The sequence below is a fragment of the Gordonia hankookensis genome (assembly GCF_014673215.1).
GTDB classification, from domain to species: domain Bacteria; phylum Actinomycetota; class Actinomycetes; order Mycobacteriales; family Mycobacteriaceae; genus Gordonia; species Gordonia hankookensis.
Window position 1 is genome coordinate 241,844 of sequence record NZ_JACWMS010000002.1, and the last position, 15,418, is coordinate 257,261.

The 15,418-nt window shown below is 66.4% G+C and carries 13 protein-coding genes; 2 read left to right on the forward strand and 11 right to left on the reverse strand.

What is annotated here, in order from left to right; all coding sequences use genetic code 11:
• Window positions 1-109: 109 nt before the first annotated feature.
• The 5 genes from IDF66_RS08395 to IDF66_RS08415 form a co-directional block, all read right to left on the reverse strand.
• Window positions 110-1,258, reverse strand: coding sequence for a thiolase family protein (locus tag IDF66_RS08395; protein ID WP_190266495.1), 1,149 nt, complete (start codon window positions 1,256-1,258; stop codon window positions 110-112).
• Window positions 1,259-1,320: 62 nt separating this feature from the next.
• Entirely contained in the window at window positions 1,321-2,829 is a 1,509-nt protein-coding gene (locus IDF66_RS08400; RefSeq protein WP_190266496.1) for a class I adenylate-forming enzyme family protein, read from the reverse strand.
• Window positions 2,830-3,023: 194 nt separating this feature from the next.
• Window positions 3,024-4,214 carry an acyl-CoA dehydrogenase family protein gene (locus IDF66_RS08405; RefSeq protein WP_190266497.1) on the reverse strand — a complete coding sequence of 397 codons (1,191 nt, stop codon included), beginning with the start codon at window positions 4,212-4,214 and terminating at the stop codon, window positions 3,024-3,026.
• A 48-nt stretch (window positions 4,215-4,262) separates the two neighbouring features.
• Entirely contained in the window at window positions 4,263-5,045 is a 783-nt protein-coding gene (locus IDF66_RS08410; protein ID WP_190266498.1) for an enoyl-CoA hydratase/isomerase family protein, read from the reverse strand.
• A 61-nt stretch (window positions 5,046-5,106) separates the two neighbouring features.
• Entirely contained in the window at window positions 5,107-6,627 is a 1,521-nt protein-coding gene (locus IDF66_RS08415; RefSeq protein ID WP_190266499.1) for a class I adenylate-forming enzyme family protein, read from the reverse strand.
• Between the two features lie 206 nt (window positions 6,628-6,833).
• On the opposite strand from IDF66_RS08415, the gene IDF66_RS08420 reads away from it, so the two are divergent.
• Window positions 6,834-7,592 (forward strand): SDR family NAD(P)-dependent oxidoreductase, encoded by a 759-nt coding sequence (locus IDF66_RS08420; protein ID WP_190266500.1) that lies wholly within the window; start codon window positions 6,834-6,836, stop codon window positions 7,590-7,592.
• 10 nt (window positions 7,593-7,602) lie between these two features.
• Here IDF66_RS08420 and IDF66_RS08425 read toward each other — a convergent pair whose 3' ends face one another.
• The 4 genes from IDF66_RS08425 to IDF66_RS08440 all read right to left on the reverse strand — a co-directional run bounded on the left by IDF66_RS08425 (window position 7,603) and on the right by IDF66_RS08440 (window position 12,135).
• The gene (locus tag IDF66_RS08425; protein ID WP_190266501.1) at window positions 7,603-8,400 is read right to left on the reverse strand and encodes a FadR/GntR family transcriptional regulator; all 798 of its coding nucleotides are present in this window, start codon (window positions 8,398-8,400) and stop codon (window positions 7,603-7,605) included.
• Between the two features lie 97 nt (window positions 8,401-8,497).
• Window positions 8,498-10,150 (reverse strand): thiolase C-terminal domain-containing protein, encoded by a 1,653-nt coding sequence (locus tag IDF66_RS08430; protein WP_190266502.1) that lies wholly within the window; start codon window positions 10,148-10,150, stop codon window positions 8,498-8,500.
• A 97-nt stretch (window positions 10,151-10,247) separates the two neighbouring features.
• The gene (locus tag IDF66_RS08435; protein WP_190266503.1) at window positions 10,248-11,054 is read right to left on the reverse strand and encodes a FadR/GntR family transcriptional regulator; all 807 of its coding nucleotides are present in this window, start codon (window positions 11,052-11,054) and stop codon (window positions 10,248-10,250) included.
• A gap of 10 nt (window positions 11,055-11,064) precedes the next feature.
• Window positions 11,065-12,135, reverse strand: coding sequence for an acyl-CoA dehydrogenase family protein (locus IDF66_RS08440; protein ID WP_190266504.1), 1,071 nt, complete (start codon window positions 12,133-12,135; stop codon window positions 11,065-11,067).
• A gap of 232 nt (window positions 12,136-12,367) precedes the next feature.
• Between IDF66_RS08440 and IDF66_RS08445 the strand changes: the two genes are divergently transcribed.
• The gene (locus IDF66_RS08445; RefSeq protein ID WP_190266505.1) at window positions 12,368-13,294 is read left to right on the forward strand and encodes a hypothetical protein; all 927 of its coding nucleotides are present in this window, start codon (window positions 12,368-12,370) and stop codon (window positions 13,292-13,294) included.
• A 127-nt stretch (window positions 13,295-13,421) separates the two neighbouring features.
• On the opposite strand, the gene dmpG is transcribed toward IDF66_RS08445, so the two are convergent.
• Together dmpG and IDF66_RS08455 are read right to left on the reverse strand one after the other, a co-directional pair.
• Window positions 13,422-14,495, reverse strand: coding sequence for a 4-hydroxy-2-oxovalerate aldolase (gene dmpG, locus IDF66_RS08450; RefSeq protein WP_164307436.1), 1,074 nt, complete (start codon window positions 14,493-14,495; stop codon window positions 13,422-13,424).
• Complete coding sequence (locus tag IDF66_RS08455; RefSeq protein WP_190266506.1) at window positions 14,492-15,397, reverse strand: acetaldehyde dehydrogenase (acetylating); 906 nt, start codon at window positions 15,395-15,397, stop codon at window positions 14,492-14,494. The genes dmpG and IDF66_RS08455 overlap by 4 nt, the downstream gene beginning before the upstream one ends.
• Window positions 15,398-15,418: the final 21 nt, after the last annotated feature.

Consider the following 15,418-nt stretch of genomic DNA (forward strand, 5'->3'; position numbering starts at 1 on the left):
ATTCGTCCGGTGTGATCCATGGTGTAACGATCTGGGCGGTAGCGGGTCTCGTCTCCCGGCGAGTGGGACTACGCAGGTCAGCCATGCTGATCGGGCCGACGGGTCGACCTCAGGCCTCGAGCAGTTCGAGAATCGTGGCGTTCGCCTGACCGCCGCCCTCGCACATCGTCTGCAGTCCGTACCGAATGTGGTTGCGTCGCATGTGCGCGATGAGATCGGTGAGGATCCGGGCGCCCGAACCTCCCAGCGGATGGCCGAACGCGATGGCGCCGCCATTCGGGTTCAGGATGTCGTCGTCCACCCCGAGCTCCCGCTGCCATGCCAACGGAACCGTCGCGAAGGCCTCGTTGACCTCGAAGACCCCGATGTCCGACAGATTCAGGCGTGCCTTGGCGAGCGCCTTTTCCGTCGCGGGGATCGGTCCGGTCAGCATGATCACGGGATCCGCACCGGTGACCACAGCCGTGTGCACTCGCGCCAACGGGGTGAGGGAGTGCCGCCGCGCAACCTCCTCACTCATCACCAGCAGGGCCGCGGAACCATCGGAGACCTGGGATGCATTGCCCGCATGGATGACACCGTCCTCGGCGAACACGGGCGCCAGTTTCGCCAAGGTCTCGACCGAGGTCCCGCGGCGGATTCCCTCGTCGGCGGACACGTTGCCGTCGGCCGTCGTCACCGGCACGATCTGCTCGTCGAGCCATCCCGCATCCTGCGCGGCCGCGGCGCGTTCGTGCGATCGGGCCGCATAGGTGTCGACATCGCTGCGCGACAGACTCCATTTCTGGGCGATCATCTCCGCGCCGATCCCCTGGTTCGGGACGACCCCGTCGTACCGCTCGCGATACCGCTGAGTGAACGGACTCTCCCCCACCGATGTCGATGAACCCATCGGGACGCGCGACATCGACTCCACGCCGCCTGCGACCACCACATCGTAGTGTCCCGCCTCGACACTCGCGACCGCGAAGTTCAGTGCCTGTTGCGACGATCCGCATTGCCGGTCGACGGTCACACCGGGAATGGACTCCGGCCAGCCGGCCGTGAGCACCGCGGTTCGGGCGATGTCGATCGCCTGTTCCGAGACCTGTTGGACGCAGCCCCAGATCACGTCGTCGACGATCTCCGGATCGATCCCGGCCCGTTCCACGAGTCCGGCCAGGACGGTCGCGGAGAGGTCGGCCGGATGAATCCCGGACAGACAACCCTTCTTTCGACCCACGGGCGTGCGAACGGCTTCGACGATCACTGCAGACATCGGAATCTCCTGACGGACTGGTTGACCCATTCCACGGGTCGCGCGGTGTGATGTGACCGGACTCAGGCGCTCGACGCCTCGAGCTCGGCGACGAGTTCGAGCAGACGACGGCGATCGACCTTGAGAGAGACACTGCGAGGCAGGGATTCGAGCGCATGGATGCTCACCGGGACCTCGTACCCGGTGAGATGGCCGCGCAGGAACTCTTTCAGCTCGGCCTCGTCCACCACCTGGGTGCCGTCCACCAGTTCGACGACCGCCACCGGAACCTGCCCCAGCCGGTCGTCGTCCTTGCCGTAGACAGTGGCGTCGAGGACCGCACTGTGCTCACGTAACGCGTTGGCCACCACCTCGGGTTGCACCTTGAACCCACCTCGGATGATGGCGTCGTCGGCGCGACCGTCGATGTAGAGGAATCCGTCGTCGTCGACGTGGGCGAGGTCGCTCGTGTGAACCCACTCATCGGAGCCCGACCCGGTCTGACCCGAGCACACCTCGAGCGCACCCGTGACCCCCCGCGGGAGAACCGAGCGCCGGTCGTCGACCACGCGCAGCTGCACACCGGGGAAGGCTCGACCCACACTTCCCCGCTTGGTCGCCCACCATTGCTCGTGCATCGGTTTCGTCCAGCCGGCAACCGCGCCGGAGAACTCCGTCGCCCCATAGACGATGAGGACCGGGATGTCATAGCGCCCGATGAACTCATCGGCCAGATCAGGACTCACGAATGTGGTGCCTGCGGTGACCGCCCGCAGACTCTCGAGCTTCTCACCGGGGATGTCCGCGTTGAGGAGCGATCGCATCGCGGCGGGCGGCAGGCTCGCGATCCTCGGCTTGTGCTCCTCGATGGCACCGACCCACCCTGCCACGGTGAATCTCGGCAGCAAGACAAACGGGCGTGCCTCGGTGAGCGCTTGCAGCACACCCCACATACCGCCGATGTGCACGATCGCCAGGGTCACCAGCGCGACACGGCCGGTCAACGGTCGCCGCGTCGACGACGACGTACCGACGTGACCGTGCACGGCGGACATCGCCGCGTCGAGCTGGCGCCAGGTCAACGGGATCCGCTTGGGCGGGCCGGTCGTTCCCGAGGTGAACATCTCGATCGCCACCGTCGCCGACGCCGTCGCGTCGTCCTCGGCGTCCACGTTCCGCGTCGCCCGTCGCGTCAGCCCGGCGTCGAGGGCGAAGCCGTCGACACCGATCTCGGAAGCAACAGCACTGAACTCGTCGGAGTCCCAGAGTTTCGCAGGCGCCAAGACGACATGCGGACGGGACTGGTGCAGATCCGCGGTGAGGCGCCCGATCGGCTGCATCGGATTGAGGGTCGTGATCGTGCGGCCGGTACTCAGGAGAGCCACCAGTGCCGCGATCGACTCCATACGGTTTCCGAGAACCACACCGATCCGCGATCCCTCGCAGGCGCCGATACCGGTCAGCCCGCGGTCGATGTTCTCGGCGAGGGCGCGGACCTCACCCCACGAATACCACCGTCCGTCTTGCTGGATCATCCGGGCATCGTCTGGGGCGGACCACAATTCGCGGAGTGCCTGTCTGATACCCGTCATGACGCCTCCGTTCCGCGCGAATCCGGTTCGCGCGCCAGAACCCAGTGATCTCCGAGCGGTGACACCGCCCCTCCGACGGCACACTCCCGATACGGGATGGCCAGGCCTATGCAGTAAAGGTATATGACATAGTTAACTATGACAACCCCGTGCGCGGTCGACAAACGAGTCCGAGACAGGATCCGGGACGACGATCAGCGAGGGAGACCCAATCCGCGCTCGGCGATCATGTTCCGCATGATCTCCGAGCTGCCGCCTGCGATGGTGTACGCACGGGCATAGAGGAATTCGTCCTGCCATCTCCCGTGATCGACAGCCGACTCTTCACCGGAGCACAGAATTCCGTCCTCACCGCAGAGTTCCAGTGCACAGGAGGCGATCTCCACCCCGAGCTCGCTGAACATCAGCTTCGTCATCGGAGCATCACCCGCACGGACGTCGCCCCGAGAGACCCGGGTGAGAGCCGCATAGACCAGTGCCGACAACGCATCGGCCGACGCGGACAGAGCACCGAGACGTTGACGAACCGACTCGTCCTCTATCGCCGGACGGCCGTGGCGCTCCACTCTCCCGGCGAGTTCGATCAGCGCGGATATGTTGCGTTGCAGACGGACTGCGTTGTTCGCCACTCCTGACCGCTCGTGCCCGAGGCTCGAGTTGGCGATCCGCCAGCCGTGGTCGATCTCGCCGATCAGCGCGCTCTCGTCCACCTCGACCTCGTCGAGGAAGACCTCGTTGAAGTCGGCGGTCCCGGTCATCTCGCGCAGCGGCCGGACGTCGATACCCGGCAGGTTCATGTCGATGATGAAGGCGCTGATGCCCTTGTGTTTGGGGGCTTCTGGATTCGTTCGCGCCAGGAGGTAACCGTAGTCGGCCCATTGCCCGTTGGTCGTCCAGACCTTCTGCCCGGTGATCCGGAAGCCACCGCCGTCGAGTCTCGTGGCCCGGGTGCGCAACGATGCGAGATCGCTCCCCGACCCGGGCTCGCTGAAGAGCTGGCAGAAGATGTGTTCGCCCGTTCGGATTCCGCCGAGGTAGGCCTTCTTCTGTTCGTCGGTGCCGTGGTCGATCAGCGCATGGGCGACCAGATTCGCCGCGCCCTGGATGGGGGCAGGCGCACGATGCCGGGCGATCTCCTCGCCGACCACCACATCACGCTCGAGCTGGTGGTCGGGGCCGTTGCCCCCGTACTCGCGGGGCCACGATCCCCCGATGTAGCCGGCCTCGAACAGTTTGCCGGTCCACTCCTTGAGGAGCGCGAGTTCTTCCCGGTCTTCTGCGACGCGGACTCCGGCCTTGGGCGGGATCGCAGGCGCGTGTCGCTCGACGAAGTCGCGCACCTCGGCCCGGAAACCATCCAATTCGGCTGTCACTCCGTACTTCACGATCGACCACCCTTCCGCGTCAGATGCCGTGACGTGCACACAGGGCGATCATCGGATCTCGTAGTCTCGGGTCGCGACCTCGGACCTGTTCACCTGTGCCTTGCCGATGGGGTTGCCCAGCGAGGTGTACGACATGCCCGTCGCCAGCGCCTGGGACCGCCCGGTGTCCCTGGACTCCCAGATCGCCCGGACGCTGCCCTGGATCGCCGCAGGCGGTTTCGCAGCGATCCGCCGAGCGAGCGCATCGGCCCGCGGCCAGAGATCCTGGCGCGCGACGATCTCACTGACGAACCCGATCTCACGTGCCCGCTGCGCGGACATACGTTCGTCGAGGCCGAGCAGGACCATGCGGAGTACCTCACCGATCGGGATCCGGTGCGCGAGGCCGATCGGCTCCAGTGCAGCGACCAGACCGTAGGAGACATGTGGGTCGAAGAACTGGGCGTCGTCACTGGCGACGATGATGTCGGCCTCGTTGAGCCAGTAGAGCGCCCCGCCGGCGACCATCCCGTGGACCGCGCAGATCAGCGGCTTCCAGCACCCGTTGTGCTTGGGAGAGAGATCGTTTCCAGGGTCACGCCGACTGAAGACGTTGTCGGAGATGAAGGTTCCCTCGCGGGTGTCCATGCCGGTCGAGAAGGCACGGTCACCGGCGGCCCGTAGCACGATGACATGGATGTCGTCCTGCTCGCGCGCGTGATCCCAGATCTGTCGGAACTCCGTACGCATCGTGTCGGTGAACGAGTTCAGCCGCTCGGGGCGGTTGAGGGTCAGCGTCAGAACGTGATCGTCGAGCTCGCCGATCACTGTGGTCAGGGCATCGAGGTCCACGATGTCGTCCTCCTTCGTCGGTCTGCGCGTTCACGTGAGTATCGCACCGCCGCAGGACTCGTCACGCCCCGTTCACCGACGCAGGCGCGGACTCGCTCACCAGGCGGTCGACCACATGCCGTCGGACGAGCTTCCCCGTCTCCGTGCGCGGCACCTGGTCCCAGAAGACGAATCTCTCCGGTGTCTTGCTACCGCGCAGCGTCGCACGTACATGCGCGCGGAGACCTTCGGCATCGCGACCGGCATCAGGCCGCACGACCACGACGGCCTCGATACGCTGGCCCCACTCCTCGTCGGGCACCCCGACCACCGCGACGTCGAGAACGTCGGGATGACGCAGGATGACGTCTTCGATCTCGGCAGGCGCGATGTTCTCCGCCCCACGGATGATCGTGTCGTCAGCGCGCCCGCCGACGAAGAGAAATCCGTCGTCGTCGACGAATCCCTTGTCGCGCGTGTCGAAGAACCCCTGCTCGTCCACGACCCGACCGACGCCCGCATACTCCGCCGACACCTGTTCGCCGGAGACGCAGATCCTCCCCAGGTGACCGGCGGGCAGCACCGCCCCGCCTTCGTCGCGGATCTCGATCCGAACCCCCGGCAGCGCTCGACCGACCGAACCGAGTCGTGTGCGTACACGCTCGTCGTCACTCGCCAGGGCATCACGATGATCCTGCGGTCCCAACACCGCGATGGTCGAACTCGTCTCGGTGAGTCCGTACGCGTTCACGAACCCGACATCGGGCCACAGCCGAAGGGCCTGTTCGATGATCCGGGACGGCATCGGAGCGCCACCGTAGGCGAGATTGCGCAGCGACGGAACCGACTTGTCCGCATCGGATTCCACGATCCGGGACAGCATCGTGGGGACCACCAGGGCATTCGTGACGCATTCGTCCCGCACTGTCTGCAGCCATTCCTGCGGGGTGAACTGCTCCAGCACCAGAGTTCTTCGTCCCGCATACAGATTGCTGATGACATTCGCGACCGCCGCGATGTGATACGGCGGAACGCTGACCAACGCGGCTTCCGTCGCATCGGCGTTCGCGAACTCGACCGATCCGAACACGTACGACGTGAGATTCTCGTTGCGCAACAACACCCCCTTGGGCGCCGCCGTGGTCCCGGAGGTGTAGATGATCACGGCAGGTGCATCGATGCCGTCAGACGGCCCGTCCGTGACGGAGGCCGGTGTGGTGGTTCGCGTCTGATCCAGCCACTGCTCGGTGGTGAGCGCCCGGAGACCGGCCTGCTCGAGGATCGAGACATGCTCGGGATCGGCAATCGCCAGGGCCGAGCGGTGATTCGCGAGAAGGGCATCGAGTTGTTCACGCCCCAGCCGGTAGTTGACCGGCACCAACGGCACTCCGGCACGCGCCGCCGAGAACATCGCCACCGGAAAAGCCGGTCCGTTCACCGCGAGATAGACAACTGCGTCGGCGCGCGCCCTCCGGATGACCTCCGCACCCGCGGTGGACATCGAACGTAGGTCCATCGCGGTGATCCCCGCGTCCCGGGTACCCACGACGACCCGGTCCCCGAAGCCATCCGCGGCCATGTCCGACAACAACGCGATGTTCATCCGATACCTCAGTCCTCATCCCGGTTGGCGCGCCGCCACACGACTCTCGCGCAGACGGTGACCGCGCCTCGTCACACGCTGATCGAGCCACGTCGTCCACTCTGCCCGACCGTCCGACATAGTTTAGATAGTATTATAAGTCAGACACAAGTGGAGGCCGCCCGCGTCGGCGGTCGAGAGCAGATGCACAGAGGGCGAGGATCAGCATGGACATCGCAGGGAAATCGGCCGTCGTCGTCGGCGGAGCATCCGGGATGGGTCGCGCGACCGCGCAGGCCCTGGCACAGGCGGGCGCGCGGGTCGCCATCCTCGATCGCGAGGGCAGCGATGGCAAAGACCTCGCCACCGAGATCGGCGGAGTCTTCCATGCCACCGACATCACGGATTTCGACGGCATGGAGGACACACTCTCCGCCGCGGTGGCCGACCTCGGCGGGCTCCACATCGCGGTCAACACCGCCGGCGGCGGCAAAGTACAGAAAACCCTGGGCCGCAACGGCCCTCATGACCTCGACATGTTCCGCCAGGTGATCGATCTGAATCTGGTGGGGACCTTCAACCTGAACCGTCTGCAGGCTCTGCACATGAGCGTCAACGAACCGGTCGACGATGAACGAGGGGTCATCGTCAACACCTCGTCCCTCGCGGCATTCGAAGGCCAGATCGGTCAGGTCGCCTACGCGGCCGCCAAGGCGGGGATCGCCGGCAGCGCTCTGGTGATGGCGCGCGACCTCGGACCTCTCGGAATCCGGGTCCTCGCGATCGCGCCCAGCCTGTTCTCCACCGGCGCCACAGCGGCATTCACCGACGAGCAGGTGGCCCCACTGGTGAAGGATGCCGCCTTCCCCAAACGGATGGGACGGCCGGAGGAGTACGCGAAACTCGCGCTGGCAATCGTCGACAACCCGATGCTCAACGGCCAGTGCATCCGACTCGACGCCGGACAACGGTTCGCACCACGCTAGCGCGGTGGCCTCAGTCCAGCAGATCCTGGACCCGGAGGTCTTCACGGCCGAGCATCACGAACTCCCGCGCAACGCCCATGTGCTTCTGCCAGTGGGCGGACGCCCCTGCACCGTCGCGGGCCCGCAGCAACTTGATGAAGCGTCGCTGGGATCGAACGAACAGCTTGTAGTTCGATTCATGTTGGGCACGACCGGAATCGAGGCGTTCCTTGGCAAACGCCACATGATTGCGTTCGAAGATCTCGTGCACCATGCCGGAGATCAGGGCCAGCGTCGGGCTTCCCGACAGCTGAACCATCCGCAGGTGGAAATCCGCTGCGGCGCGGCCCAGGTGGCCGGACGCGAACTCGGCGGGGACCACTTCGTCGACGAACTGCTCCAACTCGTCGAACGCCTCCTCGGGTCCCTCCTCCGCGAGCAAGCGGGCAGCCGTGGGCTCGACCGCCTCGAGCGCACGGTACACATCGGCGACGGTTGCTCCGGACAACTCCAGCAGAAGCGACGCAGGGCGTGCGACCACCTCTGGACCGGGCACACACACCTTGGCTCCCGATCGTGAGCCGCGACGGACCTCGACAAGTCGCTCTGCCTCGAGCACCCGGATCGCCTCGCGGAGCGTTGGCCGACTGACCGAGAAGAGCTCCATCAGCTCGGCTTCGTTCGGCAGGTGATCGCCGGCCTTGAGTTCGCCGTCGACGACCATCCCCCGCAACCTCCGGGCAACGAGCTCGGCGGTTTTCGGCGTCCGGATACCACGCTCGGCATCATGGCGCGTCGCGAAGACCCGGACAGTCGAGTTGTCGGTCACGTGGGGGTGTCCTCTCCAGTCGACAACGATTACTTGTTAAGTTACCTCACCAGCGCCATTGACAGCGCCTGCCGGCGATCCGCGCCTCGTGTGGCGGTCAACTGCGGAGCAGGATCGCCCCCGAGGGGACACCTCCGCCGGACGTGACGACGGCCAGTCGCGCGTCGTCGACCTGGCGACCGTCCGCCTCCTGCCGCAGCTGCAGCACCGCCTCCCGGACGAACCCGTATCCGTGCAACCGGCCCGCGGAGAGCTGTCCACCATGTGGGTTGAGCGGCAGCCGCCCGCCGAGGGATATCGCACTCCCGTCACCGATGAAATCGGCTGCTCCGCCGGGTTCGCAGAAACCGAGCCCTTCCAGCCAGGAGAGCGCGTTGAAGGTGAAGCCGTCGTACAGGAGTCCGACGTCCACGTCCCCCGGCCCGAAATCGGTACGCGACCAGAGGTGCGCCGACGGGCCGAGACTCTGTGGGAGATGTGTCAACGTGCCCTGATCCCACGACAGCGTCTCCATGATCTGGGTACCCACCGCCTCGACGAACACCGGCGGATGCGGGCAGTCGAGCGCCGCGTCGACCGCCGAGACGATCACCGCGACCGCGCCGTCGACGGGCACGTCGCAGTCATAGAGCCCGAACGGGCTCGAGATCATCCGCGCGGAGAAATAGTCGTCGAGTGTGATCGGGTCCCGGTACACCGCTTCGGGGTTGGCTGCCGCATGTGTCCGTGCGGTGACCGCGATCCGACCGAGCGTCTCCCGACCACCACCGTAACGGTGGAAATAGTGGCTGGCGCACAGGGCGATCCAATTCGCCGCCGACATCGCGCCATACGGCGCACGGCCTTCCATCATCCCGGTCGCCCGCGCATTCGGCGTGTGCCACCGGCCCTCCCGGACCAGCGACGCATGGCTGGACTCCCACACGGTCCGATAACAGAGCACGTGGCGACACAGGCCTGCCGCGACGGCGAGCATCGCCGCGACGATCGAGCCGTTCTGGCCGGGGAACTCGTTGCCGCCGTTGACCCAGGTTGGCCGGATCCGGAGGATCTCCTCGACCGGCATGATCCCACCCTCGGTGAGCCCACCCGCGCTCGCGCCGCCGGGATAGGTCACCAGGCCGTCGATGTCATCGAACGTCAGGCCAGCATCGGCGACCGCGGCCTCGCAGGCATCCACTGTCAGCGTCAGCGGGTCGACCATGAGCCTGCGCCCCACGCGTGACTGCCCGATCCCGGTGATCGCCACCGCCTCTTCGAACTTCGACGACGACGGGCTTGCGCGCAGACGCCCGGACAGGTCCTCCGGTTCCGGCACGGTCCCCCGGTCGGTGGCCTGCGGATCCAGTTCGAACAGCGGAATCCAGATGTCGTCGTCGGCCTTCTCGAAGGTCACCCGTACCCGTGACCCGATGCTCACATCGGCGGCGTCACAGCCGACGATGTTGGTGGTCAGTCGGACGGCCGGATCGTCGTCGAGTGCCACGATGGCGATGACATACGGCGGCGGAAAGGACGGCAACCATTGCTGGTGGTTCACCGTCAACCCCACCACCACCGCGTGCCCCGACACCGCGACCATCTCGATATCGCGACTTCGGCAGTGCGGGCATGCCGCCGGCCGCGGATGGGTCAGTCGCGCACATCGTCCACAGCCGGCGACCCGCAGCACCCCGTCCGCACCGGATGCCCAGAACTCGGCGGAACGCAGTGTGGGCTGCGGCACAGGGCGTCCCGACGGACTGGTCACCCGATCTCCTCACTCCTGCGGTACAGATCACGCCCCTGAGTTATCTATCTTGGTTACCTTACCCACCATGGCCGATTGACCATGCATGCGTTCCCGCTCAGTCGACGAGATCGACCAACGACCGCGGATCCTGATTCCGGTACGTGAGGCGGGCCGACCGCTGCAGGTGTGCGCGCCAATGCCGCTCGGCCTCGGCACCGTCGCGTGCCCGGACCAGGTCCAGCAGCTTCGAGTAGTCCCCGATCAGCTCCGAGGCCAGCTGTGGCGTACTCGGCCGGAAATTCACCGACCGGAGGCTCCGCCGATGGTGCGCCCGCAACATCTCGCCGAGCGCCCGGGCCTGCACAGCCAACGTGTTGTTGCCGCAGTGGTCGGCGATCGATTCGTGGAACTCGCGCGTCATGTCGACCCACGCCGCATATGCGGAGTCCGTTGCGAAGCCGGTGTCGGCGACCTGCCGGAGATCATCGAGTAGAGCGTCGAGTTCGCGCAGCGCGCCTCGCGTACGTCGTTCGGCCAGCAAACGCACGCAGATCGGTTCGAACTCCTGGCGCGCCTCCAGCAGATCCTTGAGGGTTGTCTGCTTGATCTGCAGGTAGTAGCCGATCTGACGGGACACCACACCGAGGTCGGGCACCTGCACGCGCGGCCCGCCGCCCGCGCCGGTCACCACGACGATCAAGCCCTCGCTCTCGAGGATCCGGAATGCCTCACGCAGCGTCGGCCTCGACACACCGAACTCCACCAGGAGTTCCCTCTCGGGCTTGAGCTTCGAGCCGGGGGCCAACTCGCCGCGAACGATCCTCCCGCGCAACCTGCCCGCGATCTGCTCGGCCGCCTTCGGCGCCCGTACCGCGCCGTCCACGGCCAGGGAGTCACGCACTCGGTCACGGTCGGATTGCACGCTCCCGATACTAATCCGCTGCCACCACCTGCAGGTCGACGATGCGACGCCGATGATCGTCCACGGAACCGTCGAGGAGCTCGTCAACCTTGATCCGCCGGATCATGAGGTGAACGTCGTGCTCCCAGGTGAATCCGATTCCGCCGTGGACCTGGAGCGCGAGCTGCGCGACATCGCTTGCGCTCTGACAGGCGAACGCGACAGCCGAGGACACCGCGCGAGCGCGCACCGTGGCATCGTCGCCGTCGAGCGCGAGCGCGGCCGCCCAGAGCGTCGAACGCGACGCCTCCACCGCGAGGGCCATGTTGGCCAGGTGGTGCTTCACCGCCTGGAAAGAACCGATCGGTTTGTCGAATTGTGCTCTCTGGCCGGCATACTCGACAGCAAGGCCGAGGAGCCGATCGGCACAGCCGAGTGCATCGACGGCCCGGAATGTCGCCAGCTGGTCGGTGACGGTACCCACCGTGCCGGTCGGCATCGATGCCCAGTGTTCGGCCGCGATGCTGACGTCGATGTCGACGACCGCCCACGACCGAAGGAGATCGAGGGTGTCGCGCACCCGGATCTCGACGTCGCGAACGGGGATGACCGCCACGACATCACCGCCGTCGGCCGTTTGTGCCACCAGCACGATGCGGTCGGCGTCGACCAAGCCCGTTGCCGGAGCGGTCGTCCCACGAATCCGGAGTCCATCACCCACCTGTTCGGCGTCGAGACGGCCCGACGTCGGCGGACGGACCGGGATGACGATCTCGTCACCGGCCGCGGCGGCCTCCCACGCCCGGTGTCCCATGGTTTCGAGCAGCCCCACGGCGATGGCCACCTCCGCGAGCGGCACCGGGCTGCCCGCCCACCCGTGCGCCTCCACGAGGACCAGGAGGTCGACGTTGGTCGCGCCGACCTCCTTGGTCAGCAACCCCGCGTAGCCGGCCTCGGTCACGTGCCTGCGCATGGTCGACGACACGGCGGCGGGTCCGTCGTCGATCGACGGTCGCCGCTCCAGGATCGGATCATGTTTCTGCAACCACGCACGCTCGGCGTCGGCCAGATCCTGCCGGTCGGTGCTCAGCGCGAAATCCATCGACCCTCCCGTCATCCGTTATCACACATAGTTAACCATGTGACCGGGTGATGCGACACCTCTGGAATTGCGGAGGGTTCCCCGTACGCGGGTCGACCATGCAGACGCGGGTCGTCGACCACCCGCGTTCGACAGGCCGACCCGCGTTTGCTCGGACGACCCGCGTCAGTCGAGTTGATCCGCGTTCCGATATCGGTGGGCACCGATCTCAGCGCTGCTGCGTCCTACGTTCATGACACCCTTCCCCACCGATCGCCATGGCCTGATCCATCGCGCTGCCGTTCTGTCCGCCCACTTCTCGGCCGACGAGTACCGGCGTGCACTGCACACCAAAGAGACCATCTCCGTCGGCCGAGGCGTGTGTGTACCCGCGGGCCAGCGGTCCCCCACCGAATGGCACCGGCTGAAGGCCGTCGCGGCGTCGGTCACGAGCGATGTCGCCGCGACCCTCAGCCACCAGTCGGCCGCAGCGATCCACGGAGTCGAGATGCTGAGACCGAACCTGCGCCGCATCCACATGACCACCGGCTCGCCGGACGGCGGCTATCGAACCACCACTCAACATCGACATGTCGGCACCTTCGGCCCCGACGAGGTAGTCGAGATCGAGGGTCTCCGAGTGACCTCCCTGGAACGCACCGCGGTCGACGTTGCCTGTTCGAGTCCCATGGGATTCGCCGGGGCGTTGGCTGTTTTCGATTCCGCGTTGCGCAAAGGCGCAGACCGCGAGGTGATGGCGGGGCTACTCGGCAGCAGGCGGCGCGGCGCGGCGCACGCGAGGCGGGCACTGCACCACGCGGACGGACTGTCGGAGAATCCGGGCGAATCCTGGGGACGCGCCCAGATGATCGAGGCAGGTCTACCGGTCCCCCGACTTCAGCACGAGTTCCGTGGCACCGGCGCGAACGTCATCGCGCGCACCGACTATGACTGGGCCGGACTTCTGGTCGGTGAGTTCGACGGAAGGGTCAAGTACGAGAAGCTGGTCCGTCCCGGCGAGAGCACCTCCGACGTCGTCATCCGCGAGAAGGCTCGCGAAGACGCACTACGTCGACTCGGCATCGTGGTGGTGCGCTGGACCTGGTCCGACCTGGAGAACGGTCGCGTCGTGGGCGTCATCCGAGAGTGGTTGACCCGACTCGCCATCATCGCGGCGTGATCGGCAGCAGGCGACGCACACGCGGGTGCTGTTGTGGGACGCGGGTCGTCGGGCCTCACGCGGGTCGTCGACCACCCGCGTGGGCCGAACCCACCCGCGCGAGAGAAGACGACCCGCGTGTTGGCACTCAGACGCCGGCGTTCGCGTCCTGCTTCTTCTTCAGTTCCAGCGCGATGTCTATGAGCTGATCCTCTTGGCCGCCGACGAGTTTGCGGTTGCCCGCCTCCAGCAGGATCTCGGCCGCCGACACGTTGTAGCGCTCGGCGTGCCCCTCGGCATGTTTCAGGAAGGAGCTGTAGCACCCGGCGTAGCCCATCATCATCGCCGAGCGGTCGACCAGACATTCCGACGGCATCGCCGGGCGTACCACGTCCTGGGCGGCGTCGGCGATCTTCATGAAGTCCACGCCCGTGGAGATGCCCAGCTTGTCGCACACCCCGACGAAGGCCTCGGTCGGCGTGTTGCCTGCACCCGCGCCGAATCGACGGATCGAGCCGTCGATCTGCTGCGCTCCGGCGCGGATCGCGTTGATGGAGTTGGCAACCGCGATGTCGAGGTTCTCGTGTCCATGGAAACCGATCTGGGCGTCGTCACCCAGCTCCGCGCGCAACGCCTGCACCCGAACGGTGACGTCTTCGAGCACCAACGCGCCGGCCGAGTCGACAACGTAGACGCACTGGCAGCCCGCATCGGCCATGATCCGGGCCTGCTCGGCCAACTTCTCCGGCGGCTGCGAGTGGCTCATCATCAAGAAGCCGACCGTCTCCAGTCCGAGGTCGCGCGCCAGGCCGAAATGCTGGATCGACACATCGGCCTCGGTGCAGTGCGTGGCGATCCGGCAGATCTGCCCGCCGTTGTCCTGCGCGGCCCGGATGTCGTCCTTGGTCCCGAGGCCCGGCAGCATGAGAAACGCGATCTTGGCCTGCTTCGCCGTCTCGGCGGCAGCCTTGATCAGTTGCTGCTCAGGGGTTTTCGAGAATCCGTAGTTGAACGACGACCCGCCCAACCCGTCACCGTGGGTCACTTCGATCACCGGCACGCCCGAGGCATCGAGGGCCGCGACGATATCGCGCACCTCCTGCTCGGTGAACTGATGCCGCTTGTGATGGCTGCCATCGCGCAACGACGAGTCGGTGATGCGGATGTCGAGGGTGTCGGAATACTTGCGTGCGTTCGCCATCATATCGATTGCCGTGGTCATGCCGAGACTCCCAACTTCTGCTTCGCGATCTCTTCGCCGACCTTGGTGGCGGCGGCGGTCATGATGTCGAGGTTGCCGGCGTACGGCGGCAGGAAGTCGCCTGCGCCCTCGACCTCGACGAAAATCGAGACCCGCGCGTGGCCACCGTTGAGCACCGACGGCGGATCGAACTGTGGATCCTGCAGCAGCCGGTAGCCCGGCACGTACGCCTGGATCTCCTTCTCGCGCTTGTGGATCGACTCGGCGATCGCGTCGGTGTCGGCATCCTCCGGGATCGCGCAGAAGATGGTGTCGCGCATGATCATCGGCGGATCGGCCGGGTTCAGGATGATGATCGCCTTGCCGCGGGCCGCCCCGCCGATGGTCTCCACACCCTTCGACGTGGTCGCCGTGAACTCGTCGATGTTCGCGCGTGTCCCCGGGCCTGCCGACACCGATGCGACCGACGCGACGATCTCGGCGTAGGGCACCGGGACCACCGACGACACCGCGTGCACCATGGGGATCGTCGCCTGGCCACCGCAGGTGATCATGTTGGTGTTCGGTGCGTCGAGGTGCTCGCGGAGGTTCGCCGGCGGGACGACCGCCGGACCGACCGCGGCAGGGGTGAGATCCACCGCGGTGATCCCGGCCGCCTCGTACTTCGGGGCGTACTCGCGATGCACGTAGGCCGACGTCGCCTCGAAGATGAAGTCCGGATGTTCCGACGACGACAGGAGCTCGTCGGCCCCGCCGCTCATGGTGATCAGGCCGTGGTCGGCGGCCCGCTTCATGCCCTCGGAGTCGGCGTCGATGCCGACCATCCACCTCGGTTCGATGACCTCGGATCGTTCCAGCTTGTACATCAGGTCGGTGCCGATGTTGCCCGACCCGATGATCGCTGCGGTCAGCTTGGCTGCCACCTGCGCCTCCTTGCTCGTTCG